The sequence below is a fragment of the Micromonospora sp. DT62 genome (assembly GCF_049847285.1).
Taxonomy (GTDB): domain Bacteria; phylum Actinomycetota; class Actinomycetes; order Mycobacteriales; family Micromonosporaceae; genus Micromonospora; species Micromonospora reichwaldensis.
This window is the reverse complement of record NZ_JBNCOB010000007.1, coordinates 70,331-91,603: the sequence shown is the minus strand read 5'-3', so window position 1 is coordinate 91,603 and position 21,273 is coordinate 70,331. Positions and strand designations below refer to the sequence as shown.

21 protein-coding genes are annotated in these 21,273 nt (G+C 73.7%); 13 read left to right on the top strand and 8 right to left on the bottom strand.

Annotated features, from left to right (window positions below):
- Positions 1-62 precede the first annotated feature (62 nt).
- The 5 genes from ACPXCB_RS13000 to ACPXCB_RS12980 form a co-directional block, all read right to left on the bottom strand.
- Positions 63-785 (bottom strand): CDP-alcohol phosphatidyltransferase family protein, encoded by a 723-nt coding sequence (locus ACPXCB_RS13000; protein ID WP_425875171.1) that lies wholly within the window; start codon positions 783-785, stop codon positions 63-65.
- Positions 760-1,827 (bottom strand): iron-containing alcohol dehydrogenase family protein, encoded by a 1,068-nt coding sequence (locus ACPXCB_RS12995; protein WP_425875169.1) that lies wholly within the window; start codon positions 1,825-1,827, stop codon positions 760-762. The genes ACPXCB_RS13000 and ACPXCB_RS12995 overlap by 26 nt, the downstream gene beginning before the upstream one ends.
- Positions 1,815-2,546 (bottom strand): sugar phosphate nucleotidyltransferase, encoded by a 732-nt coding sequence (locus tag ACPXCB_RS12990; protein WP_425875167.1) that lies wholly within the window; start codon positions 2,544-2,546, stop codon positions 1,815-1,817. Before ACPXCB_RS12990 ends, ACPXCB_RS12995 begins: the two co-directional genes overlap by 13 nt.
- Before the next feature lie 78 nt (positions 2,547-2,624).
- Complete coding sequence (locus ACPXCB_RS12985) at positions 2,625-3,395, bottom strand: hypothetical protein (protein WP_425875165.1); 771 nt, start codon at positions 3,393-3,395, stop codon at positions 2,625-2,627.
- Positions 3,392-3,841 (bottom strand): NUDIX hydrolase, encoded by a 450-nt coding sequence (locus tag ACPXCB_RS12980; protein ID WP_425875163.1) that lies wholly within the window; start codon positions 3,839-3,841, stop codon positions 3,392-3,394. The genes ACPXCB_RS12985 and ACPXCB_RS12980 overlap by 4 nt, the downstream gene beginning before the upstream one ends.
- A 180-nt stretch (positions 3,842-4,021) precedes the next feature.
- Here ACPXCB_RS12980 and ACPXCB_RS12975 point away from each other — a divergent pair, with 180 nt between their 5' ends.
- From ACPXCB_RS12975 to corA, 3 genes are all read left to right on the top strand, one after another.
- Positions 4,022-4,480, top strand: a complete 459-nt coding sequence (locus ACPXCB_RS12975; protein WP_425875161.1) for an ester cyclase — start codon at positions 4,022-4,024, stop codon at positions 4,478-4,480.
- A gap of 106 nt (positions 4,481-4,586) precedes the next feature.
- Entirely contained in the window at positions 4,587-5,681 is a 1,095-nt protein-coding gene (locus tag ACPXCB_RS12970; protein ID WP_121397512.1) for a PLP-dependent aminotransferase family protein, read from the top strand.
- A gap of 356 nt (positions 5,682-6,037) precedes the next feature.
- The gene (gene corA / locus ACPXCB_RS12965; protein ID WP_425875159.1) at positions 6,038-7,177 is read left to right on the top strand and encodes a magnesium/cobalt transporter CorA; all 1,140 of its coding nucleotides are present in this window, start codon (positions 6,038-6,040) and stop codon (positions 7,175-7,177) included.
- Positions 7,178-7,303: 126 nt separating this feature from the next.
- Here the strand turns inward: corA and ACPXCB_RS12960 are convergent, their stop codons facing one another.
- Positions 7,304-8,119, bottom strand: coding sequence for a hypothetical protein (locus ACPXCB_RS12960; RefSeq protein WP_425875157.1), 816 nt, complete (start codon positions 8,117-8,119; stop codon positions 7,304-7,306).
- Between the two features lie 84 nt (positions 8,120-8,203).
- Between ACPXCB_RS12960 and ACPXCB_RS12955 the strand changes: the two genes are divergently transcribed.
- Positions 8,204-8,734 carry a peptidylprolyl isomerase gene (locus ACPXCB_RS12955; RefSeq protein ID WP_425875155.1) on the top strand — a complete coding sequence of 177 codons (531 nt, stop codon included), beginning with the start codon at positions 8,204-8,206 and terminating at the stop codon, positions 8,732-8,734.
- Between the two features lie 94 nt (positions 8,735-8,828).
- Positions 8,829-9,743 carry a rhomboid family intramembrane serine protease gene (locus ACPXCB_RS12950; protein WP_425875153.1) on the top strand — a complete coding sequence of 305 codons (915 nt, stop codon included), beginning with the start codon at positions 8,829-8,831 and terminating at the stop codon, positions 9,741-9,743.
- Positions 9,744-9,769: 26 nt separating this feature from the next.
- On the opposite strand, the gene ACPXCB_RS12945 is transcribed toward ACPXCB_RS12950, so the two are convergent.
- Positions 9,770-10,198, bottom strand: a complete 429-nt coding sequence (locus ACPXCB_RS12945) for a PH domain-containing protein (protein ID WP_425875151.1) — start codon at positions 10,196-10,198, stop codon at positions 9,770-9,772.
- A gap of 87 nt (positions 10,199-10,285) precedes the next feature.
- On the opposite strand from ACPXCB_RS12945, the gene ACPXCB_RS12940 reads away from it, so the two are divergent.
- From ACPXCB_RS12940 to ACPXCB_RS12905, 8 genes are all read left to right on the top strand, one after another.
- Positions 10,286-11,458 carry a thiolase family protein gene (locus ACPXCB_RS12940; protein ID WP_311409871.1) on the top strand — a complete coding sequence of 391 codons (1,173 nt, stop codon included), beginning with the start codon at positions 10,286-10,288 and terminating at the stop codon, positions 11,456-11,458.
- A gap of 53 nt (positions 11,459-11,511) precedes the next feature.
- Positions 11,512-12,555 (top strand): phosphotransferase, encoded by a 1,044-nt coding sequence (locus ACPXCB_RS12935; protein ID WP_425875149.1) that lies wholly within the window; start codon positions 11,512-11,514, stop codon positions 12,553-12,555.
- A gap of 187 nt (positions 12,556-12,742) precedes the next feature.
- Positions 12,743-14,338, top strand: a complete 1,596-nt coding sequence (locus ACPXCB_RS12930; protein WP_425875147.1) for a glycoside hydrolase domain-containing protein — start codon at positions 12,743-12,745, stop codon at positions 14,336-14,338.
- Positions 14,339-14,504: 166 nt separating this feature from the next.
- Positions 14,505-16,103, top strand: a complete 1,599-nt coding sequence (locus ACPXCB_RS12925; RefSeq protein ID WP_425875145.1) for a glycoside hydrolase domain-containing protein — start codon at positions 14,505-14,507, stop codon at positions 16,101-16,103.
- Between the two features lie 129 nt (positions 16,104-16,232).
- Positions 16,233-16,745: a hypothetical protein gene (locus ACPXCB_RS12920; RefSeq protein WP_425875143.1), complete on the top strand. Its 513-nt coding sequence runs from the start codon at positions 16,233-16,235 to the stop codon at positions 16,743-16,745.
- Between the two features lie 68 nt (positions 16,746-16,813).
- Positions 16,814-17,506 carry a response regulator gene (locus tag ACPXCB_RS12915; protein ID WP_425875141.1) on the top strand — a complete coding sequence of 231 codons (693 nt, stop codon included), beginning with the start codon at positions 16,814-16,816 and terminating at the stop codon, positions 17,504-17,506.
- Positions 17,499-18,914 carry a sensor histidine kinase gene (locus ACPXCB_RS12910; RefSeq protein ID WP_425875139.1) on the top strand — a complete coding sequence of 472 codons (1,416 nt, stop codon included), beginning with the start codon at positions 17,499-17,501 and terminating at the stop codon, positions 18,912-18,914. Before ACPXCB_RS12915 ends, ACPXCB_RS12910 begins: the two co-directional genes overlap by 8 nt.
- A 55-nt stretch (positions 18,915-18,969) precedes the next feature.
- Positions 18,970-19,560 carry a hypothetical protein gene (locus ACPXCB_RS12905; protein WP_425875137.1) on the top strand — a complete coding sequence of 197 codons (591 nt, stop codon included), beginning with the start codon at positions 18,970-18,972 and terminating at the stop codon, positions 19,558-19,560.
- 101 nt (positions 19,561-19,661) lie between these two features.
- Here ACPXCB_RS12905 and ACPXCB_RS12900 read toward each other — a convergent pair whose 3' ends face one another.
- Entirely contained in the window at positions 19,662-21,260 is a 1,599-nt protein-coding gene (locus ACPXCB_RS12900) for a ricin-type beta-trefoil lectin domain protein (protein ID WP_425875135.1), read from the bottom strand.
- Positions 21,261-21,273 lie beyond the last annotated feature (13 nt).

Here is a 21,273-nt window from a genome sequence, read left to right as displayed (position 1 = left end):
CCGTGCCGCGTGTGGATCCTCCGCTGGCCGGAGACACCTTGGCGGATCGTGACGGCGGGGCGTCAGCGGAGGGAGGCGCGGGCGGAGAAGGCGATGCTGGCGAGCAGGAAGCCGCCGTTGACGATCGTGAACGCGACCATCACCCAGAGGACCAGGGCGGGGGCGAAGGCCAGCACCAGGCCGGCCGCGAAGATCACCGCGCCGTAGTCGCGGACCAGCTTCACCAGGCGTACGGGCAGCGAGGTCGAGGTGACCATGCTGGCGGCGTTCGGGCCGGCCTGCATCACCGAGGTGACCAGGTTGACCATCCAGGTGCCGGCGAAGATGGCGACCAGCCAGCTCGGGGTCGACGGCTCCTGCGCCACCGCCGTCGCCGAGAGTGCGGCGACCAGGGCGATCTGGGCGGCCACGTCGGCGAGCACGTCGACCCGGGCGCCCGCGGCGCTGCCCTGCCCGGTCACCCGGGCCAGCTGGCCGTCGGCGCAGTCCAGGGCGTACGCCACCTGCCAGCCGACCAGCGCGAGCAGCCCGACCGCCCAGGCCGGCACGTCACCGGCGGCGACCCGCCCGGCGAGCGCGACCACGGTGACCGAGGTGGCCAGGCCGAGCACCAGGTTGGCGATGGTCAGCGCGGTCGGGCGCAGCCCGAGGCGCTGGGCGACGAGCGCGAAGACCGCGCCCAGCCACTGGCTGATCGATTCGCTGAACAGGCCGCCGCCCCGGTTGACCCGGTGGAAGTCGGCGACGGTGGGACGGGGCTCAGCCAAGCTGGTCGCGGATTGCACCGGCGTAGTCTGCCAGCCGCTCCCGCGTCTCGGTAGGCGACATCGCCAGGTGTTCGAGGATCGTGTAGCGGTCCGGCCGGGTCCGGGGCGCGAACTGCACGGCATCGACGAACTGCTCGTCGGTCAGGCCCAGGTCGCCCGGGGTGGTGGCGAGGCCGTGCCGGTGCAGGCAGTGGGCGAGGCGACCGAACCGGTCGGTGTCCCCGCGCAGGAACGTGCAGAAGAGGGCGCCGAGCCCCACCTGCTCGCCGTGGGCGGCGGTGCCGGGGTGCAGCCGGTCGATCGCGTGGGAGATCTCGTGGTCGCCGCCGCTGGCGGGGCGCGTCGACCCGCACACCGAGCTGGCGATGCCGCCCATGATCAGCGCCTCGGCCAGCGTGGTGAGGAAGCTGTCGTCGGTGATCTTGCCGGGGTGGTTGAGCAGCGCCTCGGCGCCCGTCCGGGCCAGCGTCACCGCGAGCCCGTCGATGGGCTCGCCGCGTACCTCGTGGGCCAACTCCCAGTCGGCGCAGGCGTTCAGGTTGCTCACCGCGTCGCCGATGCCGGCCTGGGTCTGCCGGTCTGGGCCGTTCTCCACGAAGTCCAGGTCGACGATGACCGCGATCGGGATGTGCACCCCGTAGGAGCCCTTGCCGCCCTCGTGGTCGAGGGAGGCGGTCGGGGAGGCGATGCCGTCGTTCGCCAGGCTCGTCGCCACCGTCACCATCGGGATCCCGTAGCGGGTGGCCGCGTACTTGGCGGTGTCGATGGTCTTGCCGCCGCCGATGCCCACCACGGCGTCGTAGTGGCGGCGGCGTAGCCGGTCACCGAGGTCGTTCGCCGCGTCGATGGTGCCGCCGACGACCGTGAAGACGTCGGCCGCGCCGAGCGACGGCCGGCACAGCTCGACGATCCGTTCACCCTGCCCGGGGCCGACCACGACGGCCACGTCCCCGCCGGCCGAGATCCGCCGGTCGGCCAGCAGCGGCCCGAGGTCGGCCACCGCACCCCGCCGGACCTCGATCACCAGCGGGGTGTTGACCGTACGGGCTAGTAGTGGCACGCGATCTCCCGCGCCCGGGCCAGGTCGGCGTGGTTGTCGACCTCGACCCAGGAGACGTCGCCGATCGGCGCCGCCCGTACCTCGCCGCCCCGGTCGGCGAACTCCTGGTAGCCGTCCTCGTAGTAGAGGTTCGGGTCACGCCGCCACGTCGCCTCCAGCGCGTCGGCGAGGGCGTCGGCCACCTGCGGCTCGATCAGCGTCGCGCCGATGTACTCCCCGTACGCCTCGCCCGGGTCCATGAGCTTGGTGATCCGGGTGAGCTGGCCGGCGGCGTCGAAGGTGGTCTTCATCTCCTCCTCGGCCAGCGGCTTGATGGTGTCCACGGCGAGCAGGATGCCCGGGCCGCGCTCGGCCAGCAGGGTCTTCTCCACGCTCACCGGGTGCACGGTGTCGCCGTTGACCAGCAGCACGCCCCGGGCGAAGTGCTCCCGGGCCAGCCAGAGGGAGTACGCGTTGTTCCACTCCTCGGCCTTGTCGTTGTGCACGAGGGTGATCGTGACGCCGTACCGCTTCTCCAGGTCTGCCTGGCGGGTGACGACCGCGTCGGCGGCGTAGCCGACCACGATCACGATGTCGGTGAGCCCCACCTCGGCCAGGTTGCGCAGCGCGATGTCCAGGATGGTGGTGTCGCCGTCCACCGGCACCAACGCCTTGGGCAGGGTGTCGGTGTACGGGCGCAGCCGGCGCCCCGCCCCGGCTGCGAGCACCATCCCGATCATTGACGCGTCCTCCCTCGTACGACTCCCGGTCACCGCTGGAGGATAGCCCCGTGCGGCGGCACCGCTGCGGCCAACCGGTCAGCCGGGCAGCGCCGCCAGGTCCGCCAGCACCTCCAGCCGCTCCTCGGCGGTCAGCACGGCGTACGGGGCGGCGGCCCGCCGGTCGGTCTCCAGCTCGATGGCGAGCTGCTCCGGGCCGGGCGGCAGGGCGGCGGCGCTCGCCGCGCTGTGTCCGGCGGCCGTCCACGCGGCGGCGTGCGCGTCGGCCCGGTGGTAGCGCATCGTGCCGAGCCGGTTCAGCAGCAGCACGCCGGTCGTGGTGCCGTCCGGCTCGTAGGGCGGCGCCGTGGCGGCGAACGCGGCACCCGCGTCGGCGCCCTCCTCGGCGGCCAGCACCAGCGCGCACGTGAGTACCCGGCCGAACGCCTCCACCAGCCGCAGCACCCGGTCCTCGTGCCCCGCCCAGAGCTCCTCGGTGACCTCCGCGTGCACCTGCCAGATCTCGGCGAGGAAGGCCAGCCCGCGCTCGGTGGCGGAGAGCCCGCCCTCGGGGCTGCGGTGGATCATCCCGTACGCGACCTGCTTGTCCAGGGCCCGCCGGCACTCGACCGGGTCCCGGTAGCGGGTGACCGCGGCGAAGCCGGCCTCGTCGACCGTCCCGCCCGGCGCCGCGAGGCGGGTACGGAACTCCAGCAGGAAGCCGGTGGCCGCCGGTCCGCCGTACCGCTGGCTCAGCTCGGCGCCGCCGCCGTCGCGGCCGGCGAGGATGCCGGCGACGAACGCACGGTCCACCGCCGGGGCGACCAGGCCGGCGAACCGGTGCGGCGCCAGCTCGACGGTGTCGTTCACAGACCGATCGAACGCAGGGCGGCGAAGCCTTCGGCCGCGATCCGGCGGATGAGGCCGTCGTTGACGTCGCGGTGCTCGTCGAGCAGGTCCAGCTCGTCGGCGGCGAGCCACCGGAACTCGGTGTGCTTGCCCGCCTCCAGCGTCGGCCGGGCCAGGTCGCCGTCGACCCGGACCAGCCAGTCGCGCTCGACGCGGGCCAGGCCGTCGTCGGCGACGTAGTGGTACTCCCCGACGTGGCCGAGCACGTGCGACACCGCCCAGCCGGTCTCCTCGGTGACCTCCCGGCGCAGCGCGTCCATCCAGTCCTCGCCCGGTTCCAGATGGCCGCCGACGATGTCCCAGCAGTTGGGAAAGATGCGCCGGTGGGGAGACCGTCGCTGGACGAAGAGTCGACCGTCGTCGTCGACGATCAGCGCGCCGGCGCAGCGTAGAGGCTCGGTGGACACGCCACGACAGTAGCGAGCGGTGGCCCCCTCCGGCGACGCCCGGCCTCGTCGCCGGTCCGGGGGCGGCCCCGATGGCCGGGCCGGCGGGAACGCCGGCACGCGCGATGGTGTGGCGGGCCGATCGACGGGTAAGGATTCCCTGCGGGCGCGGACGGGCCGTGACCCGCGACGGAGGTCCTCATGCGTGGCGCGGATCGGCTGGTCGAGCAGCAGTACGCGATGCTCCTGCGGCGGGACGTGGCCCGGCTGCCGGACCTCTACGCGGCCGACGCCTTCTACTCGATGCCCGGCGTCACGGTGCGCCCGATCGAGTTGCCCGCCCTGCTGCGCACCTGGACCGGGGCGTTCCCGGACCTGTCCGTCGACCCGTTCGGGTCGGTGCAGACGGCGGGCGGCGCGGCCGTCGAGCAGCGGCTCACCGGCACCCACACGGGGGTGCTGCACACCCCGTTCGGCACCGTCGCGCCGACCGGCCGGCTGGTGAGCTGGGACGTGGTCGACGTCGTCCGGGTCCGGCGCGGACGGATCGCGGCCTGGCGGTCCTACTTCGACTGGGGGCAGCTCATCGCGGCGCTCGGCCTGCACGTGGACGGGCTTTCCCGGGAAGCGCAGCACGACCCGCTCGGCCTTCCGGTCTGACCTGTCGCCGACCGGTCGACGCCGGTCACCCGTCCCGGTGGCTCAGGATGCGGACATCGCCGTGCCTTCCGCGCGCACCCCGTCGCCTTCCGTACGCTGAACAGCCATGACCGCCGAGCAGCTGATCTCCTTCGCCCGTGGCGCTCCCTCCCTGGACATCGTCGATGTCGAGGGGCTCAAGGCCGCCGCCGTCCGCGCGTTCGACGCCGACCCCGCCGGGGTGACCGCGTACGGCACCTCCGTCGGCTACCTCCCGCTGCGGAAGTGGATCGCCGAGAAGCACGGGGTCTCCGCCGACCAGGTGCTGATCACCAACGGGTCGTTGCAGGCGGACGCGTTCCTCTTCGACCACCTGGTCCGCCCCGGCGACGCGGTGGTGGTGGAGCGTCCGACGTACGACCGGACGCTGCTCAACCTCCAGCGGATGGGCAGCGAGCTGCACGGCGTCTCCATCCAGCCGGACGGGCTCGACACCGCCGAGCTGCGCAAGCTGCTGGAGTCCGGGGTGCGGCCCCGGCTGGCGCACGTCATCCCGAACTACCAGAACCCGGCCGGCGTGACGCTGAGCCTGGAGAAGCGCCGGGAGCTGCTCGACCTCGCCGCCGAGTACGAGTTCACGATCTTCGAGGACGACCCGTACGCCGACATCCGGTTCCGGGGCGAGGCGCTGCCGTCGATGCTCTCGCTGGACACCCGCAACGTGGTGGTGCACGCCTCCAGCTTCACCAAGACGGTCTGCCCGGGCGTACGGGTCGGCTACCTGGTGGGTCCGGCGGACCTGATCGGCGACATCGCGAAGAAGGCGACCAGCCTCTACATCTCGCCGGGCATGGTCTCCGAGGCGATCGTGCACCAGTTCTGCGTCTCCGGCGACATCGAGCGCTCCATCGAGACCGTGCGCGCCGCGCTCGGCGAGCGGGCCCGGGTGCTGGCGGAGTCCCTGCGCCGGCACATCCCGGAGGCCCGGTTCGTGGAGCCGGACGGCGGCTACTTCCTCTGGGTCGAGCTGCCCGAGGACGTCGAGGTCGACAGGCTCGCGCCGGCCGCCGCCGAGCGCGGGGTCGCCGTGGTCAAGGGCAGCGACTTCGTCGTCGACGGCGGGCGGCACGCCCTGCGGCTGGCGTACTCGGCGGTGACCGCCGACCGCATCGACGAGGGCGTGCGGCGCCTGGCGGAGGCCATGGCGGCCGTACGGAGCTGAATTTCTGTCAGATTTCTGACAGTTGGACGATCGTGGCCGCCCCGGGTCTCCCGCCGGGGCGGCCGGCGGCCCACAATGCTGCGAGCGTCACTCACCACGTGTAGCGGAACTCACCGCCCGGTGCCGGCCCCCGCCGCGCCCGGCGACGGGACCGGGCCAGCCCGACCGGCGGCACGTGGGGCGGCGCGACCAGCACAACCCCCGCCCCCAAAGGGCGCCGGGTGGGCCGTGTCGTCCCCTCACCCCCCTGAAGCGACCCGGCCCACCCGGCGCCACCCTCCCGCCGATCGTCACCGGCGGTGATCATCGGCGGCGGCGTACTGTTCACCGGCGGCAGCGCGTGGGGAGGGGGCGTGATGACGGACCGGGAGCGGACGACCGCGTCGAACGGCGGACGGGTGCTCAGGCCCCGGGACTGGGTGGCGCCGGTGCGGGCGATGACCCGCCGGCTCAACTCCGACACCCCCCAGCAGGCGTCCCCGCCGGCCGGCCCGCAGCGCAGCGCGGTGGTCGACTGCGCCCTCTACGTGGACGGCCGCCGGCAGCCCGGCGACTGGCGGTACGCCGAGGCGCTCGCCGCGGCCCGCCGCGAGGAGCACGGCTTCGTCTGGCTCGGCCTGCACGAGCCGGAGCTGGCCGAGATGACCGCCATCGCCGCCACGTACGGGCTGCACGAACTGGCCGTCGAGGACGCGGTGAAGGCGCAGCAGCGCCCCAAGCTGGAGCAGTTCGGCGAGGTCAGCTTCCTGGTGCTGCGGACCGCCCGGTACTGCGAGCACGCCGAGCTGACCGAGCACTCCGAGGTCGTCGAGACCGGCCAGGTGATGCTCTTCATCGGCCCGAACTTCCTGATCAGCGTGCGGCACGGGGACGCCTGCCGGCTGGCCCCCGTCCGCGCCGACCTGGAGACGAAGCAGGACCTGCTGCTCCAGGGGCCCTGGGCGGTGGCGTACGCGGTCACCGACCGGGTGGTGGACATCTACCTGGAGGTCGCCGACCGGCTGGAGGACGACCTCGACACGCTGGAGGCCGACGTGTTCGACCGCCAGTCCACCGGCCGGATCCAGCGGATCTACCAGATGAAGCGGGAACTGGTGGAGTTCAAGCGGGCGGTCATGCCGTTGCAACGCCCGCTGATGACGCTCACCGCGCAGATGAACCGCGACGTGCCGAAGGAGATCCGCCGCTACTTCCGTGACGTGCAGGACCACCTGAGCCGCACCGTCGAGCAGGTCAACTCCTACGACGACCTGCTGAACTCGATCCTCCAGGCGCGGCTGGCCCAGGTCACGGTCGACCAGAACAACGACATGCGCAAGATCGCGGCGTGGGCCGCCATCGCCGCCGTGTGGACCGCCATCGCTGGCATCTACGGGATGAACTTCGAGGTCATGCCGGAGCTGCGGATGACGTACGGCTATCCGGTCGTGCTCGCCCTGATGCTCGCCATCTCGCTGACCCTCTACCGCTGGTTCCGCCGCAACGGCTGGCTCTGACGGTACGGGCCGGACGCGCAGCCGCCGCCAGGCGCGGACCCGGCGCCGTAGCCCCGTCGGGCGCGGAAGCGCCGGCGGTGCGGCGGGGAGCCGCTTCGCCGGCGCTTTCCGGAACCGTCAGGGGTGTCAGCGGCGGCCGTTGGTCTTGGCGCCGCCCTTGCCGAGCGCCTCGGTCAGGTCGTCCGCCGGGCGGCCCGAGGTGTCCTTGGCGCCCTCGGCCACCGACGGGACCTTGTCCGTCGCGTGGACCGTCGGCTGCTTGCCGGGGGTGGTGGTGGAGGCGCTGTCGCCGCCGGCCACCGCCGAGCTGCCGGCGCCGGTCGGGCCGCCGGCCACGCCCGAACCGCTCGACACCGTCGAGGCGTCGGTCACCGGCGTGCGGATCTCCATGGTCTCCACCTCGTCGCGCATCGGCTCCAGGGTGCGGGTCGGGTCGTACTCGGCCCACTCCTGCTGCTCCCGGCGCCGCCGCATCGCCACCGCGGCGACCCCGGCCACCGCGCCGGCCGCGAGCAGACCGGTCATCATGGACCCGCCCCGCCGGGAGTTCTTCTTCCGGGAAGCCTTCATGTTCTTCGCCTTGACCTTCCTGCCGGCCGCGACCTGCTTGGCTGCCATGGCCTTCCTGCCCGTGACCGCCTTGCCCGCCGCCTCGGCCTGCGCCTTGCGGACGGCCAGGGCCAGCGGCGCGAGCGCGGCGACCGTGGACGCGAGGCCGCTCGACGCGCGGTCGCGCACGATGACGGCCGTCGGCGCGACGGCGCCCCGGGCCGCCTGGACGCGCGGGGCGACGGTGGCGCCGGCACCCCTCGCGGCGTACGTCGCGGCCTGCCTCAGGTGACCGAGGCCCTGGTTCAGCTCCACCTTGGCCAGCTGCCCCTGGGTCTTACGCCGCCCGATTCCAAACACGGTCCCACCTCCTGGGAGTTGTTCCTTCGTCATCCTCCACCTTCGGATGCCTCCGCACTGCCAGATCGGGCACATGGGAGGATCCGCATGGAACTGACCAACGAGTGAGGAGTACCCGTGGCCGAGGCTGTCTACGCCACCTTGCACACCAACGCTGGCCCGATCCGGCTGGAGCTCTTCCAGAACCACGCCCCGAAGACGGTGAAGAACTTCGTCGAGCTGGCGGAGGGCAACCGCGAATACATCGACCCGCGTACGGGTCAGCCGGGCAGCGGGCCGTACTACGACGGCACGATCTCGCACCGGGTGATCAGCGGCTTCATGGTCCAGATGGGCGACCCGACCGGCACCGGGCGCGGTGGCCCGGGCTACAAGTTCGGTGACGAGTTTCACCCGGAGCTGCGCTTCGACCAGCCGTACCTGCTGGCGATGGCGAACGCCGGGCCGGGCACCAACGGCTCGCAGTTCTTCATCACCGTGTCGCCGACGCCGCACCTGAACAACCGGCACACCATCTTCGGGAAGGTGGCCGACGAACAGTCGGTGAAGATCGTCGACGCGATCGCCAACACCCCGACCGGCCCGAACGACCGGCCGCTTCAGGACGTCGTCATCGAGCGGGTCGAGATCGAGCGGACCGCTGCCTGAGCGGTCCGCGAGGTACCTTTGCCGACATGACTGAGCGCTCCGAGGGCCGGAACCGGTTGGTGGTCCGCGCGATCCGCGACGGCGGGCTGGCGTGGTGAGCGAGTCACCACCCACCACCCCGGTCTGCTACCGGCACCCCGACCGGGAGACGTACGTCCGCTGCACCCGCTGCGACCGGCCGATCTGCCCGGACTGCATGCGGGAGGCGTCGGTCGGGTTCCAGTGCCCGGAGTGCGTGGCGGAGGGACGTCGTAGCGTGCGGCCGGCGCGTACCGCCTTCGGTGGCGGTGCCGCCGGCCGCCACGGCTACGTCACCAAGGCGCTGATAGCGCTCAACGTGCTGTTGATGCTGCTCTCCATCGCCTCCGACCGGGGCGGGGACGCGGCGGTCGGCGGCTCCGGCTTCGGCGGTCTGATGGGCGGCAGCACGCCGCTGACCGACTGGGGCTCGGTGCTCGGCGGCGCGCTCTTCCCGGACGGCACGGTCGGCGGCATCGCCGAGGGCGAGTGGTACCGCCTGGTCACCGCGATGTTCCTGCACTACGGCGTGGTCCACCTGCTGCTGAACATGTGGGCGCTGTGGGTGCTCGGCCGGTCGCTGGAGGCCAGCCTCGGGCCGCTACGGTTCCTGGCGCTCTACCTGGTCGCCGGGCTGGGCGGGAACGTCGCCGCCTACCTGTTCAGCGCCGAGAACCAACTCACCGCCGGCGCCTCCACGTCGATCTTCGGCCTGTTCGCCGCGCTGGTGGTCATCGAACGGAAGATGGGGCGGGACATCTCCCAGGTGCTCCCCGTCCTGGTGATCAACCTGGTCTTCACGTTCACCGTGCCGGGCATCTCGATTCCCGGGCACCTGGGCGGCCTGGTGGTCGGCGCGCTGCTGGCGCTCGTGTTCGCGTACGCCCCACGGTCGCGCCGGACGCTGGTGCAGTTCGCGGGCGGCGCGTTGATCGTGGTGGCGTTGATCGGCCTGGCCATGGTCCGTGCCGCGGCCATCGTCGGCGGCTGACCCTAGGCCCGGATGCGCGGGCCCGCTCAGTGCGGGCGGGCCTCGCGCAGGGCCTCGGCCACGTCGGCGGGATCCGCGCCGAGGTCGTGGCGGCCGAGGAGGTGCAGCGACTCCCCCGCGTCGATCTCCAGCAGCTCGCTGGTCAGGCCCCGCCGCGCGCGGCGGTCCACGGTCACCTTCTCGACGGCCGACCAGGGCACCCGTCGGTGTCCCGCGAAGCCCCGGACGACCGTGATCCCGTCCGGGTCGACCGCGAGCCGGACGGGCGCGACCAGGTCGCGCGCAGCCCAGCCGGCGAGCGCGGCGGCCGTGAGCACGGCCAGCGCCAGCCGGATCGGGTCGCTCCCGTCGAGGAGCAGGGCCAGCGCGAGCAGCGCGACCGCGCCGGTCAGCTTGAGCGCCGGCAGGGTGGGCGGCACCCGCCACTGCCGGGTCGGGGCCGGGTGTGCAGGCATCCGTTCAGCATGCCAGGGCACCGGGGGAGGACGCCCGGCCGCCGACGACGTAGGATCGGGGCCGGCCCAAGTTACCGGGGAGTAGTCATGAGTGACGCAGTCATCGTCGGCGCGGTACGCACCCCGGTGGGGCGGCGCAAGGGCAGCCTGGCCGCCGTTCACCCGGTCGACCTCTCGGCGCACGTGCTGCGTGCCCTCGCCGAGCGCACCGGCATCGATCCGGCGCAGGTCGACGACGTGGTCTGGGGCTGTGTCTCCCAGGTCGGCGACCAGTCGTGGAACGTCGCCCGCAACGGCGTGCTCGCCGCCGGCTGGCCCGAGTCGGTGCCCGGCACCACGCTCGACCGGCAGTGCGGCTCCAGCCAGCAGGCCCTGCACTTCGCCGCCGCCACCGTCCTCTCCGGTCAGGCCGACCTGGTCGTCGCCGGTGGCGTCGAGTCGATGACCCGGGTCGCGATGGGCTCCAGCGTGGCCGGCGGGTCGCCCTTCAGCGACCAGCTGCGCGACCGCTACCGCGGCGTCGAGGGCTTCGCCGACGACGCGCCGCTGCCGTTCAACCAGGGCGTCGGTGCGGAGCTGATCGCCGAGCGCTGGCGCTTCTCCCGCGCGCAGCTCGACGAGTTCGCCCTCGCCAGCCACGAGAAGGCCGCCGCCGCGCAGGACGCCGGCGCCTTCGACGCCGAGATCGCCCCGGTCGCCCTGGCTGACGGCGGCAAGTTCGCCGCCGACGAGGGCATCCGGCGGGACACCTCGCTGGAGAAGCTCGGCGAGCTGGCCACCCCGTTCCGCCCCGACGGTGTCGTCACCGCCGGCTCCGCGTCGCAGATCTCCGACGGCGCGGCGGCGCTCGCCGTCACCACCAGCGAGTGGGCCAGCCGGCACGGCCTGCGCCCGCTGGCCCGCGTGCACACCGCCGTCGTCGCCGCCGACGACCCCGTCACCATGCTCACCGCGCCCATCCCGGCCACCGCGAAGGCGCTGCGCCGCGCCGGGCTGGGCATCGAGGAGATCGGGGTGTACGAGGTGAACGAGGCGTTCGCGCCGGTGCCGCTGGCCTGGCTGGCGGAGACCGAGGCGGACCCGGAGCGGCTCAACCCGCGCGGCGGCGCGATCGCCCTCGGCCACCCGCTCGGCGGATCCGGCGCCCGGATCATGACCACCATGCTCGCCCACATGCGGGACAACGACATCCGCTACGGCCTCCAGACGATGTGCGAGGGCGGCGGCATGGCCAACGCCACGATCGTCGAGTTGCTGTAGGGCGACGGGTAAACCCGTGGCCCGGCGGTGCGGGCGGGGGCTACGTTGCCGGCGTGACTGAGTTACCCGGCGTGACTGCCGCCACCACTCCGCCCGCCGACCGGGCGACCACGCCACGCGCCGACTGGGCCGACCCGCACTGGCGGGATGCCGCGCTCGGCTGGGTCGGCGACCAGCTCGGCCGGCTCGGGCGGCGGATCGTCGGGCCGGTCGAGCCGCGGGTCCGACCCTGGTCGCTGGTCTGGCGGGTGCCCACCGACACCGGGGACTTCTGGTTCAAGGCGAACAACCCCGGCACTCGGCACGAGGCGGCGCTGCTGGCCGCACTGGCCCGGCTCGTCCCGGGGCGGGTGCTCGACCCGGTCGCCGTGGACGCCGGCCGAGGCTGGTCCCTGCTGCCCGACGGCGGCCGGACGCTGCGCGACGCGCTGGGCGGCGATCGGAGCCTGCTGTCCCGCTGGGAGCGGGTCCTGCCGGAGTACGCCGACCTCCAACGCACGGTCGCGCCCGGGGCCGGCGAACTGCTCGCGCTCGGGGTGCCCGACCACCGGCCGGAGGCGCTGCCGGACCTGTTCGAGGCGCTGCTCGACGACGAGGAGGCGCTGCTGCTGGGCGCGGAGAACGGGCTGAGCGTCGAAACGCACGAGCGGCTGCGCGCCCACCGGGCCGGGTTCGCCGACGACTGCCGGCGGCTGGCCGGGACGGGTGTCGCGCCAACCGTCCAGCACGACGACCTGCACGACGGCAACGTCTTCGTCGCCGACGACGGGTACCGCTTCTTCGACTGGGGCGACGCCTCGGTGGCCCACCCGTTCGGCAGTCTGCTGGTGACGCTGAACTCGGTCGCGCACACCTTCGGGCTGCCCGAGGGCGACCCGGCGCTGGCGCGGCTGCGCGACGCCTACCTGGAGCCGTGGTCCGACCGGCACGACCCGGGGACGCTCCGCGAGGCGGCCCGGCTGGCCGTCCGCGTCACCCGGGTGAGCCGGGCGCTCTCCTGGCGTCGGGCCCTCCAGACCCCCGATCCGGCCCGGGCGGAGTATGCGTCCGCGGTGCCCGGCTGGTTGCAGGAGTTGTTCGAGCCCGATCCGGTCTGAGCGCGGTGCCGGGGACGCCCGGCCGGGAAAGATCGTCGCTCCGGCCGGCGGCCCGACATCGAACACGGTAGCGGCCTCGACACAGACCGTCGACTGTGGTCAGAATCAGCGGGCCGGCGCGGCGTACGGGACGCGGAGCGTTCCGCCCTGCCGGCCCGTCCGACTGACAGGACAGAACGGGGAGAACGTGAAATCCACCCTTCCGCTCGGCGGGCTGCGCCGCGCCACCCGCCGGAGCGTGGCCGTCGCCACCACCGGCATCCTCGGCGCCGCCCTCACCCTGGCGGTCACCACCAGCCCGGCCCACGCCGCCGTCGGGCCGCAGCCCGGCACCTACACGGGCCTCGGCTTCGACGCCTGCACCGCGCCGACCAGCGCCCAGATGGAGGCCTGGCGCGAGCACTCGCCGTACCGGGCGGTCGTCATCTACTTCGGCGGGTCCAGCCGGGGCTGCGCCCAGCCCGCCCTGACGGCCGAGTGGGTCGCCACCCAGACGGCGGCGGGCTGGCACCTCGTGCCGATGTACGTCGGCCTCCAAGCCCCGTGCCTGGCCACCGGCCGCCCACGCATCGACCCGGCCCAGGCGGCGGCGCAGGGCCGCACCGAGGCCGACGACGCCGTGGCACAGGCGGTGGCCCTCGGCCTGCCGCGGGAGAGCATCCTCTTCTACGACATGGAGGACTACGACGGCGGCGACGCGGCCTGCACCACGGCGGTCACCACGTTCATGAGCGCGTGGACCGTCCGGCTGCACGACCAGGGCTACCTCTCCGGCTTCTACAGCAGCATGGCCCGCGGAGTCGCCGACCAGGTCGCCGCGTACGACACCCCGGGCTACGTGCGGCCGGACTACCTCGACTTCGCCCGCTGGGACGACGTGGCGACGGTCTCCGACCCGGGCATCCCCGCCGACTACTGGGCGCCGAAGCGGCGGATCAAGCAGCACGTCGGCCCGCACGACGAGACCTGGGGCGGGGTCACCATCAACATCGACGGCGACTACCTCGACGTCGCCCCGCTGCCGGCCACCCGGTTCGGCGACTTCACCGGAAACGGCTGGTCGGATATCGGCTACCGGGACCCGGCCACCGGGCAGCTGCACGTCTACGGCGGCAACGGCACGACCCTGAGCGGCCGGGTGACGTTGGGCGGCGGCTGGAACGGCATGGACGTGCTCGTTCGGGCCGGTGACTTCGACCGCACCGGCGGCGAGGACGTCATCGCCCGCGAGAAGGCCACCGGCTACCTGTGGCTCTACCCGGGCACCGGCTCCGGGGTCGGCAGCCGGATCATGCTGGGCGCCGGCTGGAACAGCGTCCGGGAGATCACTCCCGTCGGCGACTACAACCGCGACGGTTTCCAGGACCTGGTGGCGGTGCAGACCTCCACCGGTGCCCTCTACCTTTACCCGGGCACGGGCACCGCGTTCACCACCCGGGTGCTGCTCGGATCCGGCTGGAACACGGTGGACGAGCTGAACGGCGGCGGCGACTTCAACGGCGACGGCTACCCGGACGTGGTGGCCCGGGAGAAGAGCACGGGCGACCTCTACCTCTACCCGGGTCGTGCCGGCGCGCCCAACACCCGGACGAAGATCGGCGCCGACTGGGACACGATGCGCGACCTGGTGCAGCTCGGTGACTTCGACCGGGACGGTCGGCCGGACCTGGTCGCCGTGCAGGTGTCGAGTGGCTACGTCTACCGGTACCGCTGGACCGGCACCGGGTTGGCGGCGCCGATCCGGCTCGGCACCGGCTTCGGACCGATGACGCCGCTGCTCTGAGTGCCGCCGGCCGGGCCCGGCGACGCTTCGGGCCCGGCCGGCGGTGCCGTCGTGGTCGCCGGTCTCGACAAGGAGGGCCGGCCGGGGCAGAATCGGCGCGCCGGTGTCGAGCGAGAGACGTGTCGACGTCCGCCCGCCGGCCATCCGCAACGAGGATCGGGGACTCGTGACGCTCAATTCCACTCTGCCCGTCGGCCGCTGGCGGGCCGTCGCGGCGACGGCGGTCGCCGTGCTCGCCGCCGGTGTCGCCCTGACCGCCACGGCCGGTCCCGTGCGGGCCGCCGGCTATGCCGGCCCGCACCCGGGCACCTTCACCGGTCTGGGCTTCGACACCTGCACCGCGCCGTCGAACGCGGCGATGAAGGCGTGGCTGGCCTCGCCGTACCGGGCGGTCGGCATCTACATCGGTGGGAACGGCCGGGCCTGCGCCCAGCCGAACCTGACCCGGGAGTGGGTGACCACGCAGGCGGCGGCGGGCTGGCGGTTCTTCCCGCTCTACGTCGGGCCGCAGGCGCCCTGCCGCAACACCAGCAAGCCGCGTATCGACCCGGCGCAGGCGGCGGCGCAGGGGCGGTCGGCGGCCGACGACGCCGCGGCGCGGGCGCGCGACCTGGGGCTGGCCCGGGAGAGCACGGTCTTCTACAACATGGAGAAGTACCCGGGCGGTGACGCCGCCTGCTCGGCGGCGGTGCGGACCTTCACCCACGCCTGGACCACCCGGCTGCACGACCACGGATACCTTTCCGGTTTCTACACCGACGTGGCCTCCGGCGGGCTCGCGGACCAGGTCTCCGCGTACGAGCTCGCCGGCCACGGCCGCCCCGACTATCTGGACTTCGCCCGCTGGGACGGCGTGCAGACGGTGACGGACGAGGCGCTGCCGGAGTCGTACTGGCTGCCGAATCGGCGGATGAAGCAGTACCAGGGCGACCACCACGAGACGTGGGGCGGGGTGACGATCAACATCGACAGCAATCACCTCGACCTCGCCGTGCTGCCGGCCACCCCGTTCGGCGACTTCACGGGCAACGGTTGGGCGGACCTGGGCTACCGTGATCCGGCCACCGGCCAGCTGTACGTCTACGGCGGCAACGGCGCCACGCTCAGCGGCCGGGTCTCGCTCGGCGCGGGCTGGAACGGCATGGACGCGATCGTCCGGACCGGCAACTTCGACCGGTCCGGCGGCGAGGACCTGCTGGCCCGCGAGAAGGCGACCGGTTACCTCTGGTTCTACCCGGGCAACGGTGCGGGCGTGACCACCCGGGTCCGGGTCGGCAGCGGCTGGAACAGCATGCGGGAGATCACTCCCGTCGGCGACTGGAACGGCGACGGCCACCAGGATCTCGCGGCGGTGGAGAGCTCCACCGGCGTCCTCTGGCTCTATCCCGGCACGGGCACCGGGTTCGGCAGCCGGGTCGCCCTCGGCGGCGCGGGCTGGACCGAGCGGGACGAGTTGACCGGCGGGGCCGACTTCACCGGCGACGGGCGCCTCGACCTGCTCGCGCGGGAGAAGAGCACGGGCCGCCTGCAAGTCCACCCGGGCGGCCCGGACGGGCTCCTCGGCAGCCCGCTCGACGCCGGCGCCGGTTGGGGCGGCATGCGCGACCTCGTCCAGCTCGGCGACTTCGACCGGAACGGCCAGCCGGACCTGGTCGCGGTCCAGCAGTCGACCGGCTACGTGCTGCGGTACCGGTGGAACGGCGCAGGTTGGCTCAGTCCGACCCGGCTGGGCAGCGGTTTCGGTTCGATGCAGCCGCTGCTCTGAGGCCGCCCGATCCGGGTCCACCGACGCGGTGGGCCCGGAGTCGGACAGACGGTGCGACGGCCCGCCGTGGAAGTTCTGCAATTTGCGCGTGACCCATGTCACCCCCGCGCCGCCCTCGTTGGGCAGGGTATGGACGTCTTCTCCCGCACGTTCCTCCCGGCCGCCTCCGAGGCCGGGCTGGCGGTGCAGACCGTCACCCGGCACATGCCGGTCTTCCGACGCTGCGTCGGTTCCGGCGACGCCACCATCCTCGTCACCCGGTGCGCCCGGCCGGACCGCCCGATGGCCAGCGAGTACCTGCTCCTGCTGACCCACCGACGGCTGGTCGTCACCCAGCAGACCCGCGTGCTGCACCGGCTGCGCCTGCACCTCAACACGGAACTGCGCGAGCTCAGCAACGTCACCTGGAGCCCCGACCCGCGCCTGCACTCGGTCGAGCTGGCCGCCACCGCGATCGACGGGATCCGCGAGCGGTTCCTCATCCGCACCCGCCATCCGAAGCAGGTGTGGCAGCTCGACGCGCTGCTCAACCACGCCTTCCGGACCCGGCTGCGGACGCCCCGGGAGCGGCTCGTCGCCACCATCGGCGAGGCGCCGCCGGTCGCGCGGCCCGTCGCCTTCCGCCCCGCCGTGGTGCGCTGACCGTCTTCTTACCGAACCCGAACATCCGCTGACCCGCGCGGCGGCACCGGGTCGGGAATCATGGGCCGGTGACCGTCGACGCCGCGCCTCGCGGGCTCGTCCTCGTGGTGGAGGACGAGCCGGCCATCGCCGACCTGGTCCGGCTCTACCTGACCCGGGACGGCTTCGGCGTACACCTGGAACGGGACGGGGCGGCCGGGCTGGCCGCCGCCCGCCGCCTGCGCCCGGTGGCCTGCGTCCTCGACATCGCGCTGCCCGCCCTGACCGGCACCGAGGTCTGCCGCCGCCTGCGCGAGGCCGGCGACTGGACGCCAGTCATCTTCCTCACCGCCCGCGACGACGAGGTGGACCGCGTCGTCGGGCTGGAGCTGGGGGCGGACGACTACGTCACCAAGCCGTTCAGCCCGCGTGAACTGGTCGCCCGGGTGCGGGCGGTGCTGCGGCGCACCGCCGGGACGCCCGAGGGCACGGGCCTGCCCCGGGTCGTCGGTGCGGTGGCCCTCGACCCGACCCGCCGGACGGTGACGGTCGCGGGCGTCCCGGTCCAGCTCACCTCCACCGAGTTCGACCTGTTGGCGCACCTGATGGCCCGACCGGGTCGGGTCTTCACCAGGGAGGAGCTGCTCGCCGGGGTCTGGGGGTACGCGGCGCACGCCGGTACCCGGACCGTCGACGTGCACGTCGCACAGGTCCGGGCGAAGCTGGGCGCGGCCGGCGTGATCCGCACCCACCGGGGCGTCGGGTACTCCGCCGATGGCTGAGTCGACCGTCGCGCCGCCGCCACGGCACCGTCCCGGCCGGACGCTGACCTCTCGCGCGGTGCTGGTCACCTGCGCGGTCGCCCTGGTCTCGGTGCTGGTCACCGCGATCGTCGCGGTGCCCCTGGCGGTACGCGGCGTGGAACGGCACGACCGGGAGGCGTTGGCCGCCCAGGCCCGGCTCGCGGCCGAGGTGCTGCGCCCCAGGCTGGAGACCGGGCGGACCACCGACGAGGAGCGGATCGTCCGGCAGCTGAACGCCCAGGGCGTCGACGCGTACCTCGTCCGGGGCGGGGTGGCGGAGCGCCCCGGCCTGCCGCCACGGGTGGTGCGGCGCGTCGCCGAGGGGCGCAACGTGTCGACCCGCCGCGTGATCGAGGGGCGGCGCACGCTGATCGAGGGGCGCGCCCTGCCCGGCGGCAACGGGGTGGTGCTGACCCGAGCCCGGCCCGCCGCGCCGTGGCGGCAGGTGGTGCCCAGCCTCTGGCTGCCGCTGCTGGCCGGGCTCGCCGCCGGGGTGGCCGCCGGGCTGCTGCTCGCCCGCCGGCTGGCCCGACCGATCCGGCGCGCCGCCGACGCCGCCGCCCGGCTGCGCGCCGGGGACCGGGCGGTACGCGTACCGGTGGAGCCGCCCGACGAGGTGGCCGACCTGGCGTACGCGCTGAACGGGCTGGCCGCCGCGCTGGCCACGAGCGAGGGCCGGCAACGGGAGTTCCTGCTCTCCGTCTCGCACGAGCTGCGCACCCCGTTGACCGCGATCCGGGGCTACGCCGAGGCACTGGCCGACGGGGTGATCGGGCCGGCGGACGCGGCCGACGCCGGTCGTACCGTGCTCGCGGAGGCGCAGCGCCTGGACCGGCTGGTCAGCGACCTGCTGGCGTTGGCCCGGCTGGAGGCCGCCGACTTCCCGCTCGAACCGGTGCCGGTGGACCTCGCCCGGCTGGCCGCCGACGCGGGTCGGACCTGGGCCGACCGGTGCGCGGCGGTGGGGGTGCCGTTCCGCGCGGAGATCCCGGACGCGCCGGTGCCGGTCCACACCGATCCGGGCCGGATCCGGCAGGTGGTGGACGGGCTGCTGGAGAACGCGCTGCGGGTCGTACCGCCGGGGGCGCCGATCGTGCTCGCGGTCCGGGCTTCCGGCGCGGACCCGCTGGCGGGCGGCGTCGTCGAGGTCCGCGACGGCGGACCGGGCCTCACCGACGACGACCTGGCGGTCGCCTTCGAGCGTGGCGCCCTGCACCAGCGCTACCGGGGGGTGCGCAAGGTCGGCAGCGGGTTGGGGCTGGCGCTCGCCGCCGGCCTGGTCCGCCGGCTCGGCGGGGACGTCGCGGCCGGGCACGCGCCGGAGGGCGGCGCCGCGTTCACGGTCCGGCTGCCCCCGGATCCTTACCGAACCCGAACATCGCTCTGACCCTCCGCTCGCCGGTGGGCGGGAGGCTGGGGTTCCACGGACGAGAGGGAGACCCATGGCACGTTGGGGAATCGCCACCACCACGCTGCTCGCGGCGGTCGCGCTCGGCGTCGGCGGATGTGGCGCCGCCGGACCGGCCGGTCAGCCGGCCCGGGAGACCGCCGTCGAGGTCGCCGCGGCGCTGGGCGCGGAGGGCCAGGCGCTGGCCGCGCTGGGCTTCGACGCCGGCGACCTGGACGTCGAGCCGCTGGCCGCACCCGCCTCGCCGGAGGCGTCGCCGGGCGCGGCCGGGGAGAAGCGGCGGGAACGCGCCCAGGAACGCCGCGAGCGCCGGCAGGCCCGGGTGCTGCTGCGGCGGGACGCCCTGCACGGCGAGGCCGTGGTGCGGACGAAGGACGGCGGTACGCGGACCGTCGCCGTGCAGCGGGGCGAGGTGACCGCCGTCGACGGCGACTCGATGACCGTGAAGTCCGCCGACGGCTTCACCATGACCTGGACCTTCGGCGACAAGCTGCGCGTCGTGGAGCGTCGCACGACGATCCGGTCCACCGACGTGAAGGTCGGCACGACGGTCGGCGTGGCCGGTGCCAAGGAGGGCGACGGCGGGGTCGCCCGCCTGGTCGTCGTGCCGGCCCGGCAGAAGTAGGTGGGGGTGTGGCCCGTCGGCGACGGCGGGCCACACCACGCCGGCCGACGCGAGCGGTACCACCCGGGGAGGGCGGCACCGCTCACGCGGGCGGGTCGGACTCAGTAGACGCGGGAGCCGATGAAGTCGTCGTGCCCGTAGCCGACCGGGTTGGCGAAGTTGCGGGACTCGAAGGACCACTGCTGGCGGCTGCTGGTGGAGCAGGCGGCCAGGCGCAGCCGGGGGGTGCCCAGCAGCGGGTTGTCGAACGCCAGGCAGAGGTTGGCGTTGCCGGCCGTCCGGATCTGGCTGCCGGCCAGCACGAACTTCTGGTTGGCGCCGCCGTGGCAGTCGTGGATGTTCACCGCCGTGCCGGCGCTCAGCGACCCGCCCGAGACGTCCAGGCAGCGGTCGTGGGAGAGCTCCGAGTGCAGCGACTGGCGGGTCGGGTCGTACCAGAAGCCCTGGTTGCGTCCGCCGTGACAGCCGTACGACTGCTGGGGGGTGCCGTTGCGCGAGTCGTAGCCCTTGCCGTCGACGCAGGTGCCCGTGGCGGCGTTGCGCAGCTGCTTGAACTCGAAGAGCCCGTCGTAGAGCACGCCGTTGCCGGTGCTGGCCGGGTCCACGCAGGTCGCCCGCTGCCGCCCGGAGTCGACGAACTGGGTGACGCACTGGGCGAACATGCCGTGCCCCCGCTTGTTCGGGTGGAACGACTGCCGGGCCGCGTTCTCGTCCCAGACGCCGATCTCGATGAACAGGCCGCGTACGGAGGTGTTGTCCGTGCACACCTCGTGGCCGTGGAAAAGTCGGCTGGCGTCCAGGTAGCGGGTGCCCGTGTTGGTCGCCGCCGCCCGCAGCGCCGACTCGAACATCGGCACCGCCTTGTTCCGGGCGAACGCGGCGTCGGCCAGGTAGAGCAGGCAGCCGCCGGCGTACCAGCCGGGGAAGTTCGGGTTGTCCTCCACGTCCGGGCTGCCCGGGCTCGGGTACGACATCAGCACCAGCTCGTAGTCCGAGCGCAGGTAGCCGGCGCCGGTCATGGTCTGCCGGATGTCGGTGAGCGCGTCCTCGACCGCCCGCCGGCTGCCGTCGGTGCGGACGCTCCACTGGTCGGTGTAGGTGGGGTGGCAGGCGCCCTGGAAGAGGACCCGGCGGACAGCGCAGTCGGTGGCGACCGGGCCGAACTGGATCGTGCCGTCGCCGTTGGCGCCGACCACCACCCAGATCAGCTTGATGTGCGTGTTGCGTGCCTTGATGGCCAGGTGGTCGCCCTGGTTCAGCTCGTTGTGCTGGGTGGGCCCGCCCCGGATCAGGTTCCACGGGGTCGCGCCGGAGCAGGCGATGTTGTACTTCTCGTCGGCGGTGAGGCCGGTGCGGAACACCGCCTGGTCGTACGAGCGGTCGCACCAGTTGCCGGGCTCGTGGGTGCCGGGCACGTAGTTGCCCACCCCCTCGCCCGAGATCTCGCTGTCGCCCATGGTGATCAGCGCGGTGCGGCGCTGCTCGATGGGGCGGACGGCGGGCGTGCCGTAGAGCGCGGTGGCCTCGGCGGCGCGGATCGTCTCCAGGTTGGCGGGGAGCGGCTGGACGGCCGGACGGTCGGCCGCGGTGGCGGGGGAGGCCGTTCCGGCGAGCATCGGCAGGACGAGAGCGGCGGCGGCGACGACGGTGAGGGCCCGTCGTCGGGTCGCGCGTTCGCGCCTGGCAGAGGAACCAAGCATCGACGCACTCCTT

Excerpts from the sequence above, each read along its gene's own strand:
- ACPXCB_RS12910 (WP_425875139.1), top strand. The coding sequence starts at position 17,499 with ATGGCTGAGTCGACCGTCGCGCCGCCGCCACGGCACCGTCCCGGCCGG.
- ACPXCB_RS12970 (WP_121397512.1), top strand. The coding sequence starts at position 4,587 with ATGACCGCCGAGCAGCTGATCTCCTTCGCCCGTGGCGCTCCCTCCCTG.
- corA (WP_425875159.1), top strand. The coding sequence starts at position 6,038 with ATGACGGACCGGGAGCGGACGACCGCGTCGAACGGCGGACGGGTGCTC.
- ACPXCB_RS12940 (WP_311409871.1), top strand. The coding sequence starts at position 10,286 with ATGAGTGACGCAGTCATCGTCGGCGCGGTACGCACCCCGGTGGGGCGG.
- ACPXCB_RS12905 (WP_425875137.1), top strand. The coding sequence starts at position 18,970 with ATGGCACGTTGGGGAATCGCCACCACCACGCTGCTCGCGGCGGTCGCG.
- ACPXCB_RS12975 (WP_425875161.1), top strand. The coding sequence starts at position 4,022 with ATGCGTGGCGCGGATCGGCTGGTCGAGCAGCAGTACGCGATGCTCCTG.
- ACPXCB_RS12900 (WP_425875135.1), bottom strand. The coding sequence starts at position 21,260 with ATGCTTGGTTCCTCTGCCAGGCGCGAACGCGCGACCCGACGACGGGCC.
- ACPXCB_RS12990 (WP_425875167.1), bottom strand. The coding sequence starts at position 2,546 with ATGATCGGGATGGTGCTCGCAGCCGGGGCGGGGCGCCGGCTGCGCCCG.
- ACPXCB_RS12945 (WP_425875151.1), bottom strand. The coding sequence starts at position 10,198 with ATGCCTGCACACCCGGCCCCGACCCGGCAGTGGCGGGTGCCGCCCACC.
- ACPXCB_RS12960 (WP_425875157.1), bottom strand. The coding sequence starts at position 8,119 with ATGACGAAGGAACAACTCCCAGGAGGTGGGACCGTGTTTGGAATCGGG.
- ACPXCB_RS12920 (WP_425875143.1), top strand. The coding sequence starts at position 16,233 with ATGGACGTCTTCTCCCGCACGTTCCTCCCGGCCGCCTCCGAGGCCGGG.